This is a genomic window from Rossellomorea sp. NPDC077527, assembly GCF_044542955.1.
Classification (GTDB): Bacteria; Bacillota; Bacilli; order Bacillales; family Bacillaceae_B; genus Rossellomorea; species Rossellomorea aquimaris_E.
Genome location: NZ_JBITVL010000003.1, coordinates 721,254 through 743,018 on the forward strand (window position 1 = coordinate 721,254; position 21,765 = coordinate 743,018).

The following is a 21,765-nucleotide window of genomic DNA, read 5'->3' on the forward strand; positions in this document are numbered from 1 at the left end:
TTGGATCATAATTATCAGTAAAGTGATTATTAGCTAAATTCGATGACTATTTCCTGAAGAAGATGATTTTGGGTGACGAACCATAACATTTCCACTTATAACAAAATCCTTACGCTTGGAACGTTGATTGGAGTGGAAGGTGCTCGACTCCTGCGGGAAAGCTGGACAGGTGAGACCCCGCAGGCGAAGCCGAGGAGGCTCACCGCCAGCCCCGCGGAAAGCGAGCACCTGGAAGGGAAATCAACCACAACTTGCTTCTATAAAAGGGGCCATTTAAGAAGAAAAACCAAAACCTTTCCATATTTTAGAATTCATAACCACCATGCCTTCTGCACAACATAATATCAGAAGGGGCCAGCAATAAGAAAAAGGGGATGGTTGTTAAAGACCAGCTAACCGATTTCACTATTGTTTGCGACTTGAAGGATTCGTCGTCTTCTATAGTGAATGACACACTCACCCAATTCATTTAATCAAAAATTGATAAATGAGGTGTTTGTTAAAGCACATTTTGACTAAATCAACTTTCTTACTAAGCTTTTTTAGCCTACAAGATAAGGGGATGGTCAGTTTGCACAGAGTCATTCATGTTCCTAACGATTTACACATATCATCCTTATAGCAAATGAGGTGTTTGTCCAAGACAGCTTACTGTTTCTATTGTCTTAATTGCTTAAATAGCGAAAAGATAAGGGGATGGTTGCATTGAACAAAGTTCATTCTACCCAAGAATGGTACACTTTCGAAGCTACTAACGAATGAGGTGTTTATCAAAGAGAATGAAGCCTGACATATAAACCTTAAAGTATTACCCCTTCGATAGAAGAGAGGCAGGAAACCCGTTCCTGTCTCTTCTTCATTTATTGTGCTAATAATGGTAAAATACATACACCATTACTGAAAGGTGGAAAACAATATGAGTGACTGTATTTTTTGTAAAATCATCGATGGGGAAATCCCGGCAATGAAAGTCTACGAAGATGATCATGTCCTTGCTTTTCTTGACATCAGTCAGGTGACGAAAGGTCATACGCTTCTTATTCCTAAAGTACATAAAGAAAACGTGTATGAGCTGACACCTGACATGGCGAGTCACCTCTTCTCTGTAGCACCTAAAATCGCAAATAGTATAAAGGCTGAGTTTAGCCCTGTAGGAATGAACCTGTTAAGCAATGCAGGTGAAGAAGCAGGACAATCCGTCTTCCATTTCCATATGCACTTCATTCCACGCTACGGCAATGGGGATGGCTTTGGAGCCGTATGGAAAACCCACAATGACGACTATAGTCAAGAAGACTTAAAAGGAATTGCCGATTCCATCGCTCAGCATCTATCTTAACAACGGGAGTCCGCCCCTATACATGTATAGGAGTGGACTTTTTTCAGAAAATTTAATCTTTGACACAAGAACTCTATATGTTATAATGTACCTATCTTTTCGCTGATGGCAATAGTGCACATTAGGAGAAGCAGAAATACAAAAGTTCAGTTTAGTTGAGGAGAGATGAGAAATGAATACAAAAACACTTGTATCCCTATCTTTATTAGTAGGGATCGGAGCTGTCCTGCACACAGTGATACCGGGAATCTTCCTTGGTATGAAACCGGATATGATGCTGACCATGATGTTCTTGGGCATCATCCTGTTCCCAGCCAAGAAAAACGTCTTGCTTTTAGGTTTATTGACAGGAGTCATCTCAGGATTGACGACTCAGTTCCCTGGTGGGTTCTTACCCAACCTGATTGATAAGCCCATAACCGCATTCGTTTTTTACGGATTGTTTCTCGCGACAAAGAAAATCACTCGTTCATTAGTAGGTGCTTCTGTTCTTACCGCTGTCGGTACACTCGTATCGGGAAGTATCTTCTTACTTTCTGCATATGTAATCGTAGGATTGCCTGGAGCTTTCTTCGCTCTATTTGCAGCAGTCGTACTTCCGGCAACAATTGTAAACGCCGGAGCGATGTTCGTCGTGTATCCGATCATCAACGGTATTTTAAAGCGTTCATCCATTCGAGAGGCTGTCACGACAGAACAGCTATCCTGAATAACGAAATAGAAAAGCCCTGGAGGTTATGCCATCGTCATAACCTCCAGGGCTTTTTCAATTAACCTGCCGCAAACCAGAACAGGATTCCTATCAGAAACGTGATCAATCCACCGGAGCCCAAAATGGTAGCACGCTTTTTCAATACATTCTTAGGAGGGTACATACCAGGTTTTTGAATACTAACGAAGTTATACACCATGCTTAAAAATAAAACGACACTGAGTGCAAAGAAACCAAAAATTATTCCGTCCATCCTTTTTGAACCTCCCCCTCTCCACCACCTCTTACCTTTATTTTTATGCTGTCAAGAAGACAGATATGAACGGACTTGTTTTAATCTGTCCTAAAAGGGAAAAGGAGAATACATATTGATTGTAGAAATATAGTATTATAGAAATAGAAGAACGAGGTGATAACATTATGAATAAAAAATCCTTAGCCTACGGACTTTTAATCGGTGGAGTGGTCGGAGGAGTCGCATCCCTTCTTACATCTCCTTCATCCGGAAAAGAAATCCGAGCACAAATCAAAGACAAAAAAGACGATTGGACTAGCGTCGTCGAGGAAATGAAAGGCCATATCGGTGAATTGAAAGAATCCATCGGTACCTTATCCCAGGAAGGAAAAGAAACCGTCCTTCAGCTCTCCAAGGATCTTCAAGCATCCTTCAAGCAATGGCAGGCTTCAACGGAACCCAACAACCAGCGACTTCAGGAAGAAATCCAATCCATCCAACGAACCATCGAAGAGCTGGAAAAGTCCATTAACTCAGCCAATACAACGAATCAATAATGAAATCCCCGCGAGCTTCTCATCCATTTTCACGGATAAAGGCTCGTGGGGATTCTCTTTTATTAACGCTCTTTTCACAAAGATTGTTGTTATTTTACACAGACTATGATTTGCAAATGCTCTGTCAATGAGTATGAACCAAAGGGTGATGCAATTATTGACAGAGCTAAATGGTTATTAAAATCAATATAGAATGAAATTTACATTGTTATACAAAGACATTTAAGCTTAGCAGTTGATTCTCGCTGCAGGTGCTCGACTCCTGCGGGAAACGCTGGACAGGATGAAAAGCGGAGGCGGCTCGTTCAGCCTCGACAAGCATAAGATGAATGAGCCTAAGAAGGCGTTTTTTGCCTTCTTGGATCATTTAGCTTATGACCTCGAGGGGCTAGCCGCCGTAGCTGGATCTTGAGACCCCACAGGGCTTTAGCCCGAGGAGGCTCACCGCCAGCCCCCGCGGAAAGCGAGCACCTGGAACGGAAATCAACCACCTCTCGCTTGTACAAAAGCAACAATGTTAAAAAAACAACCTTTTTAAAAAATATATTTATTTTTTTCTGATTTCTTTCAGTATAGTGATTACCCTGGAAAATCCCGTCATTACAGCATTCAATCCTTCTGTTTTTTCTGTTTTGAAGCAGATGCACCAACCAAAAATTATATACTTCGAAAAATTTTGTCAATTTAGCCTTTATTAATTATTACTTTATTGGCATAATAAAATATAAGCGCTTTCTTTTTTTGATAATCGTGAAGCTTATTCTTTGGAACTGCTTACAACGGAAACAAATTCAGAACGGCTTATATTAAAAAAAGATTTTCTAGCAAAGTGGGTGAATGAGATGAAGGAAAGAGAATTTACTTTAAAAGAGGCTATGCTCTTCAGCCAAAGGATGGCCCAGCTTAGTAAAGCTTTGTGGAAGGCCATAGAAAAGGACTGGCAGCAGTGGATCAAGCCATATGACTTGAATATCAATGAACATCATATTCTCTGGATTGCGTATCATTTAAAGGGTGCTTCCATTTCGGACGTAGCCAAATTTGGTGTTATGCATGTATCCACAGCATTTAATTTCTCGAAGAAATTAGAAGAACGGGAACTCCTTGAGTTTTCCAAGAGGGAGAATGATAAGCGGAACACGTATATTCAATTGACAGACAAGGGTGAAAACATTCTTCTCGATCTAATGAAGAACTATCAGCCTGAAAGTCACTCCATCTTCCAGGGAGTATCTCCATTACGCGAATTATATGGAAAATTCCCTGAAATGATTGAAATGATGACTGTTGTCCGAAATATTTATGGAAATGACTTTATGGAAATATTCGAAAAATCCTTCCACAATATTGAGAATGATTTTTCTGATGATAACGGTAAGCTCGGTGAACTATTTGAAGATGAGGAAGAATTGGCTTAAACTACAAGCTCTTCTGCAATTGTTTCATCAAAACAGGGTAAATGTTTTGTACAAGGCAGCTATTCACGACTTCATGCACATCAAGCATTGCATGAAGACCTTCTTCAAATTCTTTAAAAAGCGGAGTATTGTACACGAATCCTTCCGCTTTTTGTTTTTTAAGCTTCATGCTCAATCTATCACATATGACAAGCAGCTCTTCCACTTCCTTCTTGGACAATCCATTACGGATAATCAAACGGTAAAAAGGAAATCCATTATCAGGTATCATCTCCGCCATTAGCCTCTGATGATACTCTAGTTTCTCTATTCGCTTTATTAGTTCGTTCATATTCATCACCTGCCAACATACTCATACTCTCATTGTACAAAACTATCACATACCTGTCGCCTCAAACATCCCTCAAAAAATAAGAAAAAATCCTTCCAAAATGTATTGATTTTTTCCGGCAATCGTAATAAAGTATGTAAAGCATCTTATTAACCACTATTCGTCTAATGGAGGCGATTTTTTTATGCATTGCTGGAAAACAATCAATCTGGAAAAACAATTTGGGTTTTACCGAGTCTTTTTACTTTCATCGATCATCATGATGATGGTATTCTCATTAATATACGTACCTATTAATTTACTATTTCCAAGTTCGTTCTACGATAATCACTTCCTTGGATTCTTCGTGGGATTAGTGAGCATATATCCATTGCATAAATTTTTTCACATCGTGCCGATACTGCCCTTTGTGAAAAAGATAAAATGCAAATGCAACAGAAAAATGTATTTATTGCCGATTCTCTCGTTAAGAGTCGATCAACCGATCTCAAAATACCGCTATTTGGTCGCCCTTGTGGCTCCATTTTTCGTTTTGAACAGTATTTTGTTGTATGGGTGCTTTCATTTTCCTCACTACTCGCATTACTTTACAATGCTGCTTGCGTTTCATTCAGGAATCTGTGCCATTGACTTTATCTACGCAAGACAGTTGATGAATTCACCAAAGAATGCCTTGATCGAAGAAAATGAAGACGGATATGAAATATTGATTTATCAGTAAGGATGATGGATGGCCATTGATGTATTTACTCGATGGAAGAAGTCATCCTTCTCATATTTTTACGGCTCATTCACCATTTTCCTGGTTGCTTATGCGAAAAAAGCTTCATTTACATGAACCGGGTAATACTCTTGCTACCAATTAGGGAAAGAATTTGGTAATGTATAGTCTATAGGAGATAACGGGGAGGGGTTTGGATGATCTCCATGTTTTTAGTGCTTGCAGTTTTCATCTTATTTTATATAAATAAAATGACAAATGCATTATGTTTACAAAAAGAAATACCTGAAGAACGCCAACCTAAGGTGTTTAGAACCATCAATATCCTAATCACCATACTACTGGTCTCTTCATATATAGAAATCTTATTTACATAGAAGAAATGCGGAGGCGGCTTGGTAAGCTCCACAAGCATAACTGGGAAATCCCTAAAGGCGCACTTTGCCTTTGGGGATTTTTCAGTTGTGACTTCGAGGGGTTAGCCGCCGAAGCTGGATCAAGAAATGCAGAGGCGGCTCGTTCAGAGGCGACAAGCATAAGAAATGCTACCCGATAGGAAATAAACACCTATCCGGTAGCTTTTTCTTATGGACCCAAGGGGCTGACGCCTTCAATATTCACCTGATATTATCGACTTTGACACACTTATTATCGACTTTTCAAATATATTATCGACTTCACCCATTTTATTATCGACTTCTCAAATATATTATTGACTTTAAGCCTTTTATTATCGACCTTGATGCAACCCTTAAGAATCTTCAACGACAAAACGATGCCCCCCTCGACTTCTCCTACTAAAAAAGCAGACCCGGAAAAACCGGATCTGCTTTTTTCTATTCAAATTAGCAAACGTATGCTGCACCAATGATGATTAACAAAATGAATAAAACTACGATTAACGCGAAACCTCCGCCGTAAGCACCTGACATATGCGCTTCCTCCTTTCATGTACGAAAAGCATAAACATATGATATGAAGCAAAAGGGGCTTCCTATCTTAAGATATCGCCCCCTCTTACAGTCTTTATCCGATACATCTGAACCCTGAGGCTAAAATTATAGCCATGCTGCACCTACAATGATTAACAGGATGAACAGTACTACGATTAACGCGAAACCTCCGCCGTATGCATTACCCATAACTTTCCACCTCCTTTGAAGCGCTAATTTATCTTATTCAAGTTAGCTGCCATTTGTTTTAGGCTAATGTCATAAATTTAAATTTTTTTAGTATAGATATGCGGCACCAACGATGATTAATAAGATGAACAGCACTACGATTAACGCGAATCCGGAATTGTATCCACAGCTCATATTTATTACCTCCTTTTCTCTCTTCGCTCTTATCATATGAAGGAACCTAGGAAATGGGTGTGTAAAATGCCCATTTTTCTGAAGATAACTTTGGAAAATATTTTTTTTCATGGAAAAAGTGTGTTATAGTATGTTTTGTAGAAATTTGACAAGCCATCAAGCGAATATATTGTAGGAGTTGGTCACCATGAAAAAATGGATCATTTCAGTATCATTGGCTGCCGGAGTCGTAGGACTTGCAGGATGCAGCGGTGACGGTGCTGAAGGGAACAGTGACGTTGTTGCAACAACAAAAGCTGGAGATGTAACAAAAGATGAACTTTACAAATCGATGAAACAGAAATTCACTCCACAAATGGAACAAGCCCTTCAGGAGCTGGTATACACTAAAGTCCTTGAAGAGAAGTATGACGTATCAAAAGAGGAAGTTGATGAAAAGCTGAATGAAGCGAAAGATCAATTGGGACCTCAATTCGATATGTTCTTACAACAATATAACCTGGACGAAAAGTCGTTCAAACAATACTTAAAGCTTCAATTACTTCAAGAAAAAGCCGCCATTTCCGATGTGAAAGTAACGGATAAAGAAGTAAAAGAGTACTACGAGAAGTGGAAGCCGGATATCAAGGTGCGCCATATCCTTGTAGAAGATGAAAAAACCGCTAAAGAAGTCAAACAGAAATTGGCTGATGGAGCGAAATTTGAAGACCTTGCCAAGGAATACTCCACAGATCCCGGTTCTGCTGAAAACGGCGGAAGCTTAGGATGGGTAGACTACGCTGGTCGTCAAAACTTTGTTCCTGAATTCTCCAAAGCACTCGATACTCTTGAAAAAGGCAAAGTGAGCGAGCCGATCAAGACAGAATATGGCTACCACATCATCGAAGTGACAGATAAAAAAGAAAAGAAATCCTTTGACGACATGAAAAAGGAAATTGAAAACGAATTGAAGCTTTCCAAAGTGGATCCTCAAAAAATCCAGGAAGCCATGAAAGCTGAAATCGAAAAAGCTGATTTGAATATCAAAGACAAAGACCTGAAAAAATCATTCGATCAAGTATTGAATCCACCTGCAGCACCTGAAGGCGGAGAAACTCCTGCTCCTGAAGGCGAAGCTCCTGCAACGGAAAAACAGGAGTAATCAAAAAGGACTGAAGGCTACTATTAGCCTTCAGTCCTTTTTCTATATAGGTTAAGATGTTAATTGACGTCTCTTCTCTTTCTCCTCTTCCATCCGATGGATATAGACTTCCCCTTCTTTTTCGATCCACTCGTCTTCCAACGTCTTTTCTTCCTTCGCAGACTTAATTGTCATAAACGCACTCCCGAAAATCCCTGCTACAACCAAGTACATCCAAATAGGCAGTGTCAATTGCTTCATCTCCTTATAGGTTTGTCCTCTTTTATACACTATATGAAGACGACGACAAAATCATGACCATCCTATCAAAAAAAGGACCCGATTAGACCGGGTCCTCTTCGTCTTATTTATGAAACGTCGGCTTGTAGAACGAACGATTATCCAGGGCGAATACTCTTTCCGTATACTCTCCAGGTTTCACCCGTGATAGTGCACGATCCAGCATATTCATCTTCGCATCTACATTATCGATATAATGGAGAATTTCCGCTTCACGGATAAGTGGCGGTTTTGGACTCCCCCACTCCGCCTTGCCGTGATGACTCAGGACAAGATGTTGAAGGATCATGGTTTCCTCTCCTTCGATTCCGAGTTCCTCTGCTGCTTTTCCAATTTCATTCACCATGATCGAAATGTGTCCGATCAAATTCCCTTCAATCGTATAGGATGTCGAAGTCGGACCAGATAACTCAATGACTTTCCCGAGATCATGCAGGATCACCCCTGCATAGAGAAGATCCGTATCCAGAGAAGGATATAGCCCAGCAATGGCTTTCGAAAGATCCAGCATGGATACAACGTGATACGCAAGACCGGATACAAATTCATGGTGATTCTTTGTCGCTGCCGGATATTCCAGGAAAGGCTTCTGATATTTTTTAATCAGGTGCCTTGTGATGCGCTGAATGTTCGGGTTCCTCATTTCAAAAATATATTGTGTAATCTTACTTGTCATTTCATCGATGCTGACAGGTGCCGTTTCAAGGAAGTCTGAAATGGCGTATCCGTCCGCAGGGGATGCAGGGCGAATCTGCTTGATCTTAAGCTGGTTTTTTCCACGGTAACTAAGTATGTCACCTACGACTTTAACGATCGTTTCAGGCTGGAAAGCCTTCTCATCCTGCTCAGAAGCGTCCCAAAGCTTCGCTTCCATGTCTCCGCTCTTATCTTGAAGAATCAGCGTTAAAAACGGCTTCCCTGTATTTGTCGTACCTTTCGTCATCTGTTTAATTAAAAGGGGCAGGTCAATGGTCTCACCGACATTGAAATGTGTAATTCCTGTCATCTTTTCTCCTCCGTCCAACTATAATAGTAGTTTCAGTATATCATATTTTGATGAATAACAAGGATGGAAAGGGTTGGGGTGGCCTCCCACTTCCATAGAAATCTATCTCGGAATGAGGCTTTGTTTCATAACCCTTTCAAGGTCCGTCCCTCCAGTATCTTCAATATAAAAACCGTCTCATGTGAGAGACGGTTCCATTTTAGTTCACTGATGCTCTTTTATGCTTTTTACTGATCCAGACTTTCGTTGAGACGAGTCCTACCAGCATGACGAATGCGCCAAAATAGTAGGGGATGTGGATATCCCATTCAAACAAGGTTCCGGCAAGTAATGGTCCGGCGACGTTTCCCAGGCTGAGGAATGAGTTATTCAGTCCCATCACGGTTCCCTGCCTATTACCTGCCAGCTTTGAAATCAATGAGTTCAGGGAAGGGCGCAGCATGGAGTTCCCGACAAAGAATACTGCAGTAGTCAATAGTACACCCGTGAAATTAGTGGCAAAGTTCATGATGACAAACCCGAGTGCGCTTAGAAGCAGCGAGGCAGTCACGACTTTTTCCTCACCGAATTTCTTTGTCGCCCTTCCGACTCCAACACCCTGGACGAGGGTACCGATGATCCCGATGATCAGGATGATGATTCCTACTTCCTGTGGACCATAACCATATCGTTCCAACGCATAATAGCTGAAGATGGATTGGAAATTGGCAAGTCCGAAGCTCATGATGAATACCAGAACAAGCAAGAATCCGACCGGACTCATCACAGCATTCTTCATGACAACAAAACGGTTCTCCCTCTTTTCATCCGGATCATAAGTTCTTTCTTCCTTCGGATAGGATTCAGGTAGAATGATGACCGAGACGGCTGCGGCAATCGATGCGGCGATACCGGCAAAGATGAACGGATAAGAGAGATTGATTTCTGCCAGCCATCCCCCGATTCCGGGTCCGATGACGATGCCGAGTCCCATGGCGGCTCCAAGGATGCCCATTCCCCGGCCACGATTCTCTTCATCCGTGACATCCGACACATAGGCCATTGCTGTTGGCATTAATGCCGAACCAAAGACCCCCGCTAGGACCCTCGACAAAAACAGCATCCAAAGCCCTGTTGCGAAGGCAAAAATGAATTCTGCGATGGCAAATCCAATCAGCCCGATAGTGATCAACGGCTTCCGTCCGATCCGGTCGGATAAACGCCCCCAGACAGGAGCAAAGAGAAACTGCATAAAAGCAAATACAGCCACCAATGCCCCAAGTGTTTGGGCATTGGCGTTGAATTTTTCTACATAGAATGGAAGGATTGGGATGACCAGTCCGATTCCAACCATGACGATGAATAAGTTAAAGCTCAGTAAAGCCAGTGGACCACGATTTCGTTTCCACCCTGTTGTTTTTGTCATAGCTTGTGTTCCTTTCCTTCTTGCGCTCATTTCTCACCCGTGCATTCATCTGCTTTCATCTTGCACGGACTTCAATAAAACTCCTAGTACATTGTAACCAATCCAGATACTGATTACCATTGGTATCTGACCAAATCAGGAAATACGGATGGATTCATTTCGATACAACCTAATCACTTCATCGTCGTCAAATGTATCTTTAACATGTGGATGACAGGTGAAAAATATCATCTGATGGCTTACGGCCATTTTTCTTAGAAGTTTCAAAAATGCTTGAGTTCTGTCTTGATCAAAGTTGACCACTCCATCATCAATCAGTACAGGCAATGGATATTTGTCTCGGAATGACTGGATGAGCGCAAATCGAATCGAGATGTAAAGCTGCTCTTTCGTCCCTTGACTGAGTTCGACTGCATGAAAGACGGAACCATCCTTTCTCTCAACTTTGATCATTTCGTCCTCTAGTAAAAAAATGCGTTGATAGTGTCCTTCTGTCAGTTCTCGGAAGATTTCTTCTGCCTGTTGCAGGACTTTAGGCATTTTGGTTTTCTGATAGAGTTCGATAGTCTTGTTTAAGGATATTTGTGCTAACGTGTATCCTGACCACTCATTGGCCAGTTCCTGTAGTTCCGCTTTTTTGCTTTGGAATTCCTGAAGGATGGACGAATAACTTTTCCCTTCTTCTAACATCTTTATTTCATATACAACAGAGGCAAGTTCTTTCTGTTGAGTGGATACCTCAAGTGACAGCTGATCGATTGATTGAGTGATGAGGGTGATCGCTTTCATGATTTCTTCCTGTGCATCAAATTCAGCAAACGTACTGAGGGTTCGCCCTGTAAGCCTTGTCCTCATCCCACTGTATTGTGACCAAAGCCCATCTCTTTCCTCAACCTGAATGGCCTTCTCCCGAAATGCCGTTTCATCAACGCAACCTGAATCCTTAAAGAGGGCATTTATATCATCTCGAATCTTTCTGTTTTCTATGGTTCGTTTTTCGACTTCAAGAGAAAGAGGCTCCAATTCTGACTGTGCATTTTCAATTGTCAGCTGCTGCTTTTTTTGATCCTGCATGATTTTTTTTATTTGTATGAAGCTTTCTTCTACCGAAGTGAATGTCATGGAATGTCGTTGAAACCACATTTTACACTCTTCAACGTAATCACTTACGTTACGGGATATAGAGGCAACTTGTTCGGATAAATGTGTAAATGTTTCATAGGCATATACCAATTCTTTCATTTTGCCAAACGCGTCGCGGAGCGATTTCCAATTGAACTCGGGTGGCAGTCTCAATGACGCTTTAAGCTGTGCGATTTTTTCCTCCACGACAACGATTTCCTTCTCAAGCCATTTCTTTTTTTCATCCAGCTTATGGATTTTACCTTCCTGTTCTTCTAATGATAAGATGCGCTGCTTCCATTCGTTTCGAAACTCCATTTGTTCCTTGAGGCTTTGTTCTATTCTTTCAGGAGAGTAATCGTTCTTCTCTTCTCTTGGCTTTAATTCATTCACTCTCGTTCTGATTTTGTGCAGGGAGCGGGCTTCTTCACTAAGGGCTTTTCTTGACTGCATGCCAGTAACTCCTACTACGGCGATCAGAATGAAGCAAACCGCCGCAATGAACCAATCCGCCTTAAAGATTCCCCATGCACTGATTCCAAGTAAAAGAAGAAGGGCTGTGCTGCTTAACACCATCTGTTGAGAAAATGTTGCCTTTTTCCTGCTATAACTCTCTTCTGACTCCTGCAATTGCATGTTCATCCACTGCATCTGATCTTGTGAAGCTTGATGTCTGGACTGGGCTTTTACTGCACGTTGCAAGTCTTGATATTCATCCTCTGGCATCAAACGGTTTTCTAGTATTTCACATTTTCTTTCGATAGAATGAAGCTCTTCCATTCCCTCTTCATATTGCTTCAGCAGGCTTTCACGGTCATGGAGAAGTTTCGTATATTGCTCCACGCTTTGCTGAATTTGATCTGACATCATCAGGCTGGTATTGAGTGTCGGAATGGATTCCATCTCGATATCAAGCCCCAGCTCTCTGAGCGTGTCACTGATTTTTCTTTGAATCACGATCAACTCTCTGTTACGTTCACTTCTTTCCTCGTTCCACTTAAGATAATAGGTTTGTCTTGAAAGTATCTTTTCCATGAAAGGAATTTCATTCAGAAGTGAAAGACCGGCATTTTCCTCAACTATTTTTTGTTGAAGTTTTTCTTGCTTTGCGGTCAGGGTTTCAATATAGGATGATATTTGTCTTTCTTCGATTTTCAGCTCATTCAGCCTCTCCAAACCCTTTGTGGGAAATTCAATGTCTTTCAGTTGTGAAAGACGCTCCTCCACTTCTTTATATTGGACCAGTGTCCCCCAATTCTCCTGTGCAGCAATCAGGTCCTCTTTTCTTTCGGATAGGGCCTCCTTTTCAGTCTCAGATGATAAGATGTTTTCCTCAAGGGAACTGCGCTTGTCTACCAGGGGCAAATATTGTTCATTTTTCTCTTTCCCTTCCCGTACCTGCTTTTCAAGGGATTTTAATTGAGTTATTACCTCATTGATTTTGGGTTTTCTACCTGATTTCTTAAACAACCGATCTCTTTCTTTCTGCCAATCCTGCTCCAGCCTTAAAAGGGTATCCGTCCCTGTGGAACCTGCAGTGAAGAGATAGCGGTTCAGTTCTTCCTTTTTTAGGCGCTGAATGTTTTGGATCCCTTCGAGGTTGAAAGAGAATATATTCTGATATGTCGTTCGATCCATTCTCCCGAGTAACCGCTGAAGGGTGTCTTCCCCTTCCATTCTGCCGTCTTCGAATTGGACTGTTACGTCCCCTGTAGCTTTCCCTTTGATTCGTTGGATACTTACGATTCCCTCACCTTCGATTTGACAAAGAATCTTACCGCCGTATTCTGTCGATGTTTTCGGAACATACCTCAAAAGGGATTGCTGCTTCGTTGGAAAACCGAACAGCATGCTGTGAATGAATGACATGATCGTTGATTTACCTGCCTCGTTCTCTCCAAAGAATAATTGAAGATCCTTCAATGTATATTGCTTGTTTTCTATTTTTCCATATCCGTAAATATGAAGTTCAAGTAATTTCACTTATCTCACCTCCAGAATCAGCCCTTGCTTCGAATCAGACTCTCCGCTTCATTAATGATCAATCTTCTTTCCTCTTCATCCAACGTTGACAGGAAGCGATAAATGGATGGGTGTTCGTACAGCTCCGACAGGGCAGCCTTCCACTCCCCATCCCCCATGCCTTCAAGGGTGGCCAATACTTCCTGCTTGAATGGGTCTTGTTCCACGCCTGAGCCGGAACGAGTATAGCGAATAGAATGCACCCACTTCATTTTTCCATATCTCCCGTGCTCAGATTGCAGAGCCTCCAGAAGATCACCGTTCTCGATCATTCCTTTCATCTCTTCGGGTAGTGAGGACACATCCGTTAAGATGACTTCAATCAGCCTGTCATCGGATAATGACTCCAAAGCCTTTTCTATACGCTGATAGACCTCACCAAACCGCTGAGTGCCCTCAAGGGAAACTCTGCACGTTTCCCACACCAGATCGTGAGTTGGTATGAAAGACAACTCTGTATGATGCTCATCCAAAATGACTTCATAACATCCCTTTTCTCCGGTTTCTTTCCGGTGTCTGCCCTGGATGTTTCCCGGGTAGACGATATGTGGCTCTTCATGTAATATCCGGCGTTCGTGTATATGACCGAGCGCCCAGTAATGATAATTTTTCTCCAATAATTCACCTATTGTAAAAGGGGCGTATGTTTCATGAGATGAATGAATGCTTCCTTCACTTCCATGCAGGATCCCGATCGTATAACGACCCGCATTTCCTTTTGGATATTCCCCGATCTTTCGTTCTCTGATATGCCTTGTACCATAACTGAAACCCACTATATCAACAAGAGCCCCATTTTTTGTGGTAAGCTGTTTTACTTCAGCATCCTCTAGAAAAATATGTACATTTTCCGGCATATCAAGCTCCAATCGATGGCTGCCCAGATGATCATGATTTCCGTGAACGACATACACAGGGATACCGCTTGAATGCAGGAGATGAAATTGCTTCACTAATTTCGCCTGAGCCCGGATACTGCGGTCTTCTTCGTCGAACAAATCCCCACTGATGATCATAAAGTCGATCTGCCTTTCAATGGCTTCTTTCACCACTCTTTCAAAAGAAGCAAACGTGCTATTATGTATTCGTTCAAATACTTCTTTCGGTAAATGTTTCAGTCCCACGAAAGGACTGTCCAAATGTAGATCCGCTACATGAAAAAATTTTATTCTCTCCATGAAGTCTCCTCCTTGCATGCCGAATATACGTTCTTATATTCTTTCATTATATCCTAAAACCCGGGAACATTTCAGTAGGTAATCACAAATTACCCGATTCAAGTAAAAAAGCTGCCTCCACTGTGGAGACAGCCTTTTCCTTATTTTTTCGATGTTAGATCAATTGCTTTCTTAATATCTTTATACGAATTGGATTTCCCATATAGAAGGACTCCACCGCGATAGACACGAGCCCCGAATACTCCCAGCAGGATGATGGTCACAAGGAGCAGCACGATCCCAATAAGAGGTTCATAGGCAGGCAGATTCAGCATCCCCACCCGCAGGAACATGACCATCGGTGTGAAAAAGGGAATATAAGACGTCACCGTGACAAATCCCGATTCCGGATTTCCGAGACCGAACATGGAAATGAAAAATCCAATCATGATCAAAAAAGTCATCGGCATGATCATCTGCTGGACATCTTCAATCCGACTCACAAGTGAGCCCAGTAATGCAGCAAGGGTTGCGTACAGGAAATACCCGAGCAAGAAGAAAACAATTGAGTAAATGATGACACTGATGGATAAGGATTCAAATCCAAATCCATCAAAGAACCCACCCACTAGCTCATCTTTCTTGCGGATCATGGTAAAATAGCCTACACCAAGGATAACAGCTAATTGAGTCAATCCTGCTAGACCGATCCCAATGATTTTGGCAAACATTTGTTTAACAGGTGACACACTTGAAATAAGGATTTCCATGACCCTTGAGCTTTTCTCTGTCGCGACTTCCATTGCTGTCATATTGGCATAAGCAATGACGGAGAAATAAATAAAGAATAAGAGTACATATACAATGCCCCTGGCCTGACTTAGTTCTTCTTCAGACTTTGCACCTTCAACAAGCGCTTCTTTTTCAAATTCAACAGGACCGCTTAACAAGGTAAGCTCTTCCCCAGAAAGCTCCAGTTTACTTGCCGCTTGTGAGGATTTTACATTTTGCAGGGCGATCTGTAATTCTCCGGTTACGGTCGATTCCGATAATGAATTCGATTTATATAGTGCTTTCGGAAGCCCATCTGAGTTGACACTTAATACTAGCAAGCCTTTCAGTTCTTCCGTTTCAATTTCTTTTTCGATCTTTTCCATTGACTGAGTGGCCTGTTCTAATTGAATCTCGCTATTCATGATGTCCAGCTGTTGGACGAGTGGATCATACAACTTTCCTGTTTCATCCAGAACGGCTACTTTTTCCTGTTCATCTCCCGTGAAACTCGATATCACACTGTCGAAATTAGCCAGTAATACGAGTGCAGCGGCAATGATAACCGTCGAGATGATAAAGGATTTGGCCTTGAGCTTTGACATATAAGAATGACCAAGGATCAAGAAGAAATTATTCATAAGAAGTTCCCACCTTTTCTATAAAAATATCGTTCAGGGAAGGTTCCTCTAATTCGAATTTTCGAAGGAAGCCTTTTTGCACGACATGATGAAATACTCCTTGGGCAGCAGTCTCGGATTCTACCTGAAGAAGGACGCCTTCCGTTGTTTCTTTAAGCTTCGTCACCCCTTCTTGGTCTTTCAAATAGGTAAGGTCAAAGTCGGCATGAATACTGACATTCTTCTTTCCAAAGGAACGCTTGATTTCTTTCAGCCCCCCATGGACGACGGGACGACCTTTGTGCATAATGCACAAGCTTTCGCAAAGCTCCTCCACATGCTCCATTCGATGACTCGAGAATACGATGGTCGTTCCGTTCTTCTTGATTTCCCGGACGGCATCCTTTAACAGCTCGACATTCACAGGGTCCAGGCCGCTGAAAGGCTCATCAAGGATTAACAGTTTCGGCTTATGAATGACGGATGCAATGAATTGAATCTTTTGCTGATTTCCTTTTGATAGTTCCTCGACTTTTTTATGGAGATATTGAGGGACATTGAACCGTTCCAGCCAATAATCCAACTCCTTCAGGATTTCGCTTTTCTCCATCCCCCTAAGACGAGCGAGATAGACGATTTGATCGCTGACCTTCATTTTCGGATAAAGTCCTCTTTCCTCCGGCAGATAGCCGATTTCAGGACTGGTGGAATAATCAATCCTTTTACCATTCCACGTGATCAAGCCTTCCGTTGCATCCAATAATCCTAACACCATTCGAAAGGTCGTCGTCTTACCTGCACCATTCGCTCCAAGAAATCCAAACATTTCACTCGGGGGTATTTCAAGTGACAGCTCATCTACCGCCGTGAAATCCCCAAACCTTTTGGTTACCTGTTGTATTTTCAAACTCATCTTCAGCATCCCCCTCCATTATCGCCAGTAAAGTCTTCTTTCTCTCTTGTACTCTACGATTCTATCCATAAAAGGTTTCATTTTCCATTCTTTTTTCATTATCAAACTATTTTGACTTCCCAAAAAAATGATAGTATGAAAAAATAAAGGGGTACATCATTTCTACAAAAAGGGGTATAAACAATGAAAGTATACAAATTGACTGTATTTGAAAAAGACGGTAAGAAAATCCTGGATGAAGCATTCGAGGCTTCTTCTGACAGCGATGCAAAGAATTTGGGAGCAACCATGCTCGAGGAGAAAGGGTATGCTGAACATACTCACCGCTGTACCTCTCCGCTTGGAAAGTTATTACTCTTCCATGTATAAATGATTCTGCATTACAGGCGTGCCTGTAATGCATTTTCTTTCATGTACATGTATTCAAAAAAGAACCAGCCCCATCAGGCTGGTTCCCGTTGTCTTATTCTCCCTTGAATTCAGGTCTTCTTTTTTCTACGAACGCTTGAATGCCTTCCTTGTGATCGGACGTTTGGCGCATGAGCCATTGACCTTCCTTCTCAAGGTCGAGTGCATGCTGCAATCTATCTTTATTAAGTGCTACATAAACTTCTTTCGTCTTCAACATCGCTTTCGTCGGCGCACTCAACACCTGTTTCGTATATCGCTCGATCCCTTCCTCCAGTTTTCCAGAAGGAATTGCTTCATCGACAAGTCCTTTCATAAGTGCTTCCTGACCTTCAAATACTTTTCCGTTCCAAATCAACCGCTTTGCTTTATGCGTTCCAAGACGCTCCTGCAACAGAAAATGACTACCCCCATCAGGGATCAAGGCGATTCCAATGAAGTTCATGGCCAGCTTGCTGTCTTCTTCACATAATATATAATCAGACGCTAGAGCAAGGCTTAATCCAAGACCCGCTGCCGCCCCATGAATGCCTGTCAAAACCACTTTCGGCATGGAATATAACGTCATCACTAGCTCACTGATCGTATCCATGATCTTAGAGAACTGCTCTTCTCCGCTTAATGAAAGCATGGACTTAATATCTCCCCCAGAAGAGAACCCCTTTCCTTCTCCTGTCAGGATCAATAAAGAAATCGCTGGATCATTCTTCACTTCTTTTAATGCTGCCAAAAGCTCTTCCATCAGCTCCGCATCCAATGCATTCAACGATTGTGGCCTGTTCAGCCGAAGCCTCGCCACCTTACCTTCCTTATGTAGATTTACTGTTTGATATTGATTTGACACTGTCAAAAAAATCCCTCCCCTTTTTATTAGCATAGCGTAAAACTTAATTTTCAGGAATCATTTTTTAGAAAAGTTAAATAATTCGAGAGGGAGACCGACATAAAGCCAACCTCCCCTCCCAATTAAACCTGCTTCATTTGGTCCTGTACCTGGTCACGGAGGGCTCTTTTTAAAAATTTCCCAACTGATGTTTTAGGAATTTCCTCTAGGAATAGAATTTCATCTGGAAGCCACCATTTAGCAAACTGAGGCTTAAGGAAGTCCAGGATCTCCTCTTTGGTCACACTTCCTTTCCCCGAGTCTTTTAATACGACACACGCGATAGGCCGTTCCTGCCACTCTTCATGAGGCACTGCCACCACAGCTGCTTCAAAGATATGCTCATGGGCCATGAGTGCATTTTCAAGATCGACAGAGGAGATCCATTCCCCACCTGATTTAATTAAGTCCTTCGTACGGTCGACGATCTTGATGTAGCCTTCTTCATCAATGGTGACGACATCACCCGTATACAGCCAGCCATCACGGAATGCATCACTTGTCCGTTCATCGTCATAATACTCAGAAGCAATCCAGGGACCCCTTAAGGCTAGCTCGCCCATCTCAATACCGTCCCAAGCCACTTCGCCATCCTTCCCGACGATCTTCATGTCGAGTCCAGGGACGAGGATCCCTTGCTTCGCTTTCAGGTCAAGCTTCTCTTCGGCAGAGAGGTCATCCTGATAGCTTTTTGATGCTGCAATCACGGCAAGTGGACTTGTTTCAGTCATGCCATATGCATGCATGAACGGAATGCCGAATTTCTCTTCGAATGTGCGAATCATTCCTTTAGGGGCAGCTGATCCTCCACATAAAACGGACCGAAGACTTGTGAGATCATATTCCTTTTTCTCCAGTTCATTGAGTAATCCAAGCCAAATCGTCGGCACCCCGGCTGATATGGTTACTTTCTCATCCTGCATGAGCTGGGCCAGTAACCCTGGAGTAAAATATGGTCCAGGCAGAACCTGCTTCGTTCCGAACCACACCGATGCAAATGGGAGTCCCCATGCGTTCACATGAAACATCGGCACCACCGGCAGCGCCACATCCCTCTCACTGACGCCAGTCGTATCTGCAAGGCCGAGAGCCATCGCATGCAGTACGATCCCTCTATGTGAATAAACCACTCCTTTTGGATTGCCTGTCGTCGCGGAAGTGTAACACATTCCGGCAGGTGCATTCTCATCTATGTCCGTACTGAATTCAAAAGATGGATCTCCTTCTTCCAATAAGCGTTCATAATGATACACGGGCTCTAACACCGTCTCAGGCAGCTCTCCATCGGTCATCACGATAAATGCCTTGACCGTCGGGATCTGGTCTTTGATCTTTTCAATGAGTGGGACAATATCAGGGTCGATGAGCAATACTTGATCTTTTGCATGATTGATTATATAAACAATGTGCTGTGGGGATAATCGGATATTGATTGTATGTAATACAGCCCCACTGCATGGAATCGCAAAGTATGCTTCCAAATGACGATGGTGGTTCCACGCGAGTGTACCGACTTTATCCCCTTCTTCAACCCCCAGTGTCTGAAGGGCACTTGCAAGCCTCCGCGTCCGTTCCCCCCACTGCTTGTATGTGAAGCGGTTGATACCGGATTCGGTCCGTGAAACGATTTCTTTCTTAGGAAAATACTTTTCAGCCCGTTCAATCATTTGTGTCAAAAGCAGAGGTGTTTGCATCATATTCGATCTCTCCCCTCAAAATAGTAAGCGTTTTCAATTGGTGTTTGATTTTCTCTGTCTCATTCACTAATTCTACTTTACAGGTGGTTTATCCTTTAAGCATGAATGAAAAATTCCGGTATTGAGAGGAAGATAGACAAAAAAACACGCCGCAAAGGGAATGCGACGTGTTTCCTATTATGAAAGTAAATCATTTAGAATCTTGATTTTCTTTTCGGTATATTCCTTGAATCCAAGATTATAGGCATTCGGTTCCTTCGGGTTGGCGAAATGCGTAATCTTTCCGGTCTTGGGATTGATGAACTTGCTTGCCGCACCGCAGCCGATTCCGATGATGGTTTGGACTTCTTCCATGATCATGATGTTATAGATGCTATCCTGTCCAGGAAGAGCATACCCGACATTCTCCAGATTACCGAGAATGTTCTTCTGACGGTATAAGTAGTAAGGTTCATAGCCATGCCCCTTTGTCCACTCTTCTGCAAGATTCATCATCTTCTCGATCTCCAGCCGGTCCGCCACTTTGTACTTGTCCTTGTTCTTCGTCATTTCAGACGCCCTTTTAAAGGACAGGGTGTGGACCGTCAACGATTCAGGCATAAGCTTCTCCGTCTCGTCCAAAGAGTGCTGAAGTTCAGGAAGCTCTTCTCCTGGAAGTCCGATAATCAAGTCCATATTGATATTGTTCATTCCCATCTCCCGGGATAAATGAAACTTCTCAATCGTTTCCTCCACTGTATGATGACGTCCGATCGCTTTCAGCGTTTCCTGTGTATACGATTGCGGGTTGATGGAAATCCGGTCGATATTCCATTTATTAAGAACAGACAGTTTATCCGGTGAGATCGTATCCGGTCTCCCCGCCTCCACTGTCACTTCCCTTACCTTGTCGACATCAGGGAAAGAGCGGTACATCTCTTCATACAGGGCATCCATCTCTTCTGCTGTAATGGACGTCGGTGTACCGCCACCATAATAAATGGTTGTAATCTTGATGTTATTTTCCTTCATCCACCGTCCCATTTCCTGAATTTCATAATGAAGGCCTGCCAGGAATGAATCCACTCTTCCCTGCTTACCGAGAATGGCATATGCAGGGAATGTGCAATAGGCACATTTCGTCGGACAGAACGGGATACCGATGTAAATACTCACTTCATGCTGAAGATCATAGAGGTCAGGTACAACAGATAACTGACGATCCACGATGTTTTGCATCAACTGAATCTTTTCATCAGTAATCAGGTATTCTTCCTTTAATTTCGCATGAATCTCTTCTTTTGGTGTTCCAAGCTGCGTCTCTTTATGTAAGAGCTTCGTTGGGCGGATCCCCGTTAAGATCCCCCATTTTTGCCTGATGCCGGTCAAATCTTGGAGAACATTTAGGTACACATGGGAAATGGCCGTTTTCAACTGTTTGAAACGTTCTTTCTCATTTTCATACGGAGCCCAGTCATGTACATAATGGGCAGCGTACAACTGATTTGAAGACAATGAGGATAACACGGCCTTCGCTTCGATTCTTTCTCCTGAAGAAAGTTCTAATTGGACTTGAAGGTCTGGGCTGTCATACGTACCAAAGTGAATAGCCGACTCTTCAAAGAATAAATTTGCAATCAATCTTAGAGGGCGTTCAAAACGCTCATCCTCAATTCCTTTTATCAAAACATTCACGTTTTAATCACCTTTCACAAAAACAATTAAGCTTTTAT

Annotated in this window: 23 protein-coding genes; 8 read left to right on the forward strand and 15 right to left on the reverse strand. The window is 42.4% G+C overall.

The genetic code is table 11. The features are described 5' to 3' along the window. Positions 1 to 916: 916 nt before the first annotated feature. Positions 917 to 1,339 carry an HIT family protein gene (locus ACIGG7_RS13545; protein WP_397549967.1) on the forward strand — a complete coding sequence of 141 codons (423 nt, stop codon included), beginning with the start codon at positions 917 to 919 and terminating at the stop codon, positions 1,337 to 1,339. 172 nt (positions 1,340 to 1,511) lie between these two features. Next, positions 1,512 to 2,048, forward strand: coding sequence for a tryptophan transporter (locus ACIGG7_RS13550; protein ID WP_224941646.1), 537 nt, complete (start codon positions 1,512 to 1,514; stop codon positions 2,046 to 2,048). A gap of 61 nt (positions 2,049 to 2,109) precedes the next feature. Here the strand turns inward: ACIGG7_RS13550 and yhzF are convergent, their stop codons facing one another. Next, complete coding sequence (gene yhzF, locus ACIGG7_RS13555) at positions 2,110 to 2,304, reverse strand: membrane protein YhzF (protein ID WP_224941647.1); 195 nt, start codon at positions 2,302 to 2,304, stop codon at positions 2,110 to 2,112. 167 nt (positions 2,305 to 2,471) lie between these two features. On the opposite strand from yhzF, the gene ACIGG7_RS13560 reads away from it, so the two are divergent. Next, entirely contained in the window at positions 2,472 to 2,843 is a 372-nt protein-coding gene (locus ACIGG7_RS13560) for a YtxH domain-containing protein (RefSeq protein WP_224941648.1), read from the forward strand. 842 nt (positions 2,844 to 3,685) lie between these two features. Then, positions 3,686 to 4,261, forward strand: coding sequence for an HTH-type transcriptional regulator Hpr (locus tag ACIGG7_RS13565; RefSeq protein WP_224941649.1), 576 nt, complete (start codon positions 3,686 to 3,688; stop codon positions 4,259 to 4,261). A gap of 1 nt (position 4,262) precedes the next feature. Here ACIGG7_RS13565 and ACIGG7_RS13570 read toward each other — a convergent pair whose 3' ends face one another. Then, positions 4,263 to 4,592, reverse strand: a complete 330-nt coding sequence (locus tag ACIGG7_RS13570; protein WP_397549968.1) for a DUF1878 family protein — start codon at positions 4,590 to 4,592, stop codon at positions 4,263 to 4,265. 184 nt (positions 4,593 to 4,776) lie between these two features. Between ACIGG7_RS13570 and ACIGG7_RS13575 the strand changes: the two genes are divergently transcribed. Both ACIGG7_RS13575 and ACIGG7_RS13580 read left to right on the forward strand, forming a co-directional pair. Continuing rightward, positions 4,777 to 5,313, forward strand: a complete 537-nt coding sequence (locus ACIGG7_RS13575) for a DUF3267 domain-containing protein (RefSeq protein WP_224941651.1) — start codon at positions 4,777 to 4,779, stop codon at positions 5,311 to 5,313. Between the two features lie 197 nt (positions 5,314 to 5,510). Further along, positions 5,511 to 5,690: a hypothetical protein gene (locus ACIGG7_RS13580; protein ID WP_224941652.1), complete on the forward strand. Its 180-nt coding sequence runs from the start codon at positions 5,511 to 5,513 to the stop codon at positions 5,688 to 5,690. A gap of 468 nt (positions 5,691 to 6,158) precedes the next feature. Here ACIGG7_RS13580 and ACIGG7_RS13585 read toward each other — a convergent pair whose 3' ends face one another. From ACIGG7_RS13585 to ACIGG7_RS13595, 3 genes are all read right to left on the reverse strand, one after another. Continuing rightward, entirely contained in the window at positions 6,159 to 6,245 is an 87-nt protein-coding gene (locus tag ACIGG7_RS13585; protein ID WP_082051156.1) for a YjcZ family sporulation protein, read from the reverse strand. 126 nt (positions 6,246 to 6,371) lie between these two features. Beyond that, entirely contained in the window at positions 6,372 to 6,455 is an 84-nt protein-coding gene (locus tag ACIGG7_RS13590) for a YjcZ family sporulation protein (protein ID WP_032089274.1), read from the reverse strand. 87 nt (positions 6,456 to 6,542) lie between these two features. Beyond that, positions 6,543 to 6,629, reverse strand: coding sequence for a YjcZ family sporulation protein (locus tag ACIGG7_RS13595; RefSeq protein ID WP_032089275.1), 87 nt, complete (start codon positions 6,627 to 6,629; stop codon positions 6,543 to 6,545). Between the two features lie 187 nt (positions 6,630 to 6,816). Here ACIGG7_RS13595 and ACIGG7_RS13600 point away from each other — a divergent pair, with 187 nt between their 5' ends. Next, positions 6,817 to 7,770: a peptidylprolyl isomerase gene (locus ACIGG7_RS13600; RefSeq protein ID WP_224941653.1), complete on the forward strand. Its 954-nt coding sequence runs from the start codon at positions 6,817 to 6,819 to the stop codon at positions 7,768 to 7,770. A 51-nt stretch (positions 7,771 to 7,821) separates the two neighbouring features. Here ACIGG7_RS13600 and ACIGG7_RS13605 read toward each other — a convergent pair whose 3' ends face one another. The 7 genes from ACIGG7_RS13605 to ACIGG7_RS13635 all read right to left on the reverse strand — a co-directional run bounded on the left by ACIGG7_RS13605 (position 7,822) and on the right by ACIGG7_RS13635 (position 17,065). Beyond that, positions 7,822 to 8,001 (reverse strand): sporulation YhaL family protein, encoded by a 180-nt coding sequence (locus ACIGG7_RS13605; protein ID WP_219165677.1) that lies wholly within the window; start codon positions 7,999 to 8,001, stop codon positions 7,822 to 7,824. Positions 8,002 to 8,113: 112 nt separating this feature from the next. Next, positions 8,114 to 9,055, reverse strand: coding sequence for a 3'-5' exoribonuclease YhaM (gene yhaM / locus ACIGG7_RS13610; RefSeq protein ID WP_397549969.1), 942 nt, complete (start codon positions 9,053 to 9,055; stop codon positions 8,114 to 8,116). Positions 9,056 to 9,254: 199 nt separating this feature from the next. After that, positions 9,255 to 10,460 (reverse strand): MFS transporter, encoded by a 1,206-nt coding sequence (locus tag ACIGG7_RS13615; RefSeq protein WP_397549970.1) that lies wholly within the window; start codon positions 10,458 to 10,460, stop codon positions 9,255 to 9,257. Between the two features lie 135 nt (positions 10,461 to 10,595). Continuing rightward, positions 10,596 to 13,565 carry an AAA family ATPase gene (locus ACIGG7_RS13620; RefSeq protein WP_397549971.1) on the reverse strand — a complete coding sequence of 990 codons (2,970 nt, stop codon included), beginning with the start codon at positions 13,563 to 13,565 and terminating at the stop codon, positions 10,596 to 10,598. A 17-nt stretch (positions 13,566 to 13,582) separates the two neighbouring features. After that, positions 13,583 to 14,782, reverse strand: coding sequence for a metallophosphoesterase family protein (locus ACIGG7_RS13625; RefSeq protein WP_397549972.1), 1,200 nt, complete (start codon positions 14,780 to 14,782; stop codon positions 13,583 to 13,585). A gap of 140 nt (positions 14,783 to 14,922) precedes the next feature. Next, a complete protein-coding gene (locus ACIGG7_RS13630; RefSeq protein WP_397549973.1) occupies positions 14,923 to 16,173 on the reverse strand; it encodes an ABC transporter permease in 1,251 nt (416 codons plus the stop codon). Then, the gene (locus tag ACIGG7_RS13635) at positions 16,166 to 17,065 is read right to left on the reverse strand and encodes an ABC transporter ATP-binding protein (RefSeq protein ID WP_224941660.1); all 900 of its coding nucleotides are present in this window, start codon (positions 17,063 to 17,065) and stop codon (positions 16,166 to 16,168) included. The genes ACIGG7_RS13630 and ACIGG7_RS13635 overlap by 8 nt, the downstream gene beginning before the upstream one ends. A 183-nt stretch (positions 17,066 to 17,248) precedes the next feature. Here ACIGG7_RS13635 and ACIGG7_RS13640 point away from each other — a divergent pair, with 183 nt between their 5' ends. Next, positions 17,249 to 17,434, forward strand: a complete 186-nt coding sequence (locus ACIGG7_RS13640; RefSeq protein WP_224941661.1) for a YhzD family protein — start codon at positions 17,249 to 17,251, stop codon at positions 17,432 to 17,434. Positions 17,435 to 17,528: 94 nt separating this feature from the next. Here ACIGG7_RS13640 and ACIGG7_RS13645 read toward each other — a convergent pair whose 3' ends face one another. The 3 genes from ACIGG7_RS13645 to ACIGG7_RS13655 form a co-directional block, all read right to left on the reverse strand. After that, positions 17,529 to 18,323 carry an enoyl-CoA hydratase gene (locus ACIGG7_RS13645; RefSeq protein WP_224941662.1) on the reverse strand — a complete coding sequence of 265 codons (795 nt, stop codon included), beginning with the start codon at positions 18,321 to 18,323 and terminating at the stop codon, positions 17,529 to 17,531. Positions 18,324 to 18,439: 116 nt separating this feature from the next. Beyond that, complete coding sequence (locus tag ACIGG7_RS13650; protein WP_224941663.1) at positions 18,440 to 20,053, reverse strand: long-chain fatty acid--CoA ligase; 1,614 nt, start codon at positions 20,051 to 20,053, stop codon at positions 18,440 to 18,442. Between the two features lie 177 nt (positions 20,054 to 20,230). Further along, the gene (locus ACIGG7_RS13655) at positions 20,231 to 21,727 is read right to left on the reverse strand and encodes a coproporphyrinogen III oxidase (RefSeq protein WP_224941664.1); all 1,497 of its coding nucleotides are present in this window, start codon (positions 21,725 to 21,727) and stop codon (positions 20,231 to 20,233) included. Between the last annotated feature and the right edge of the window lie 38 nt (positions 21,728 to 21,765).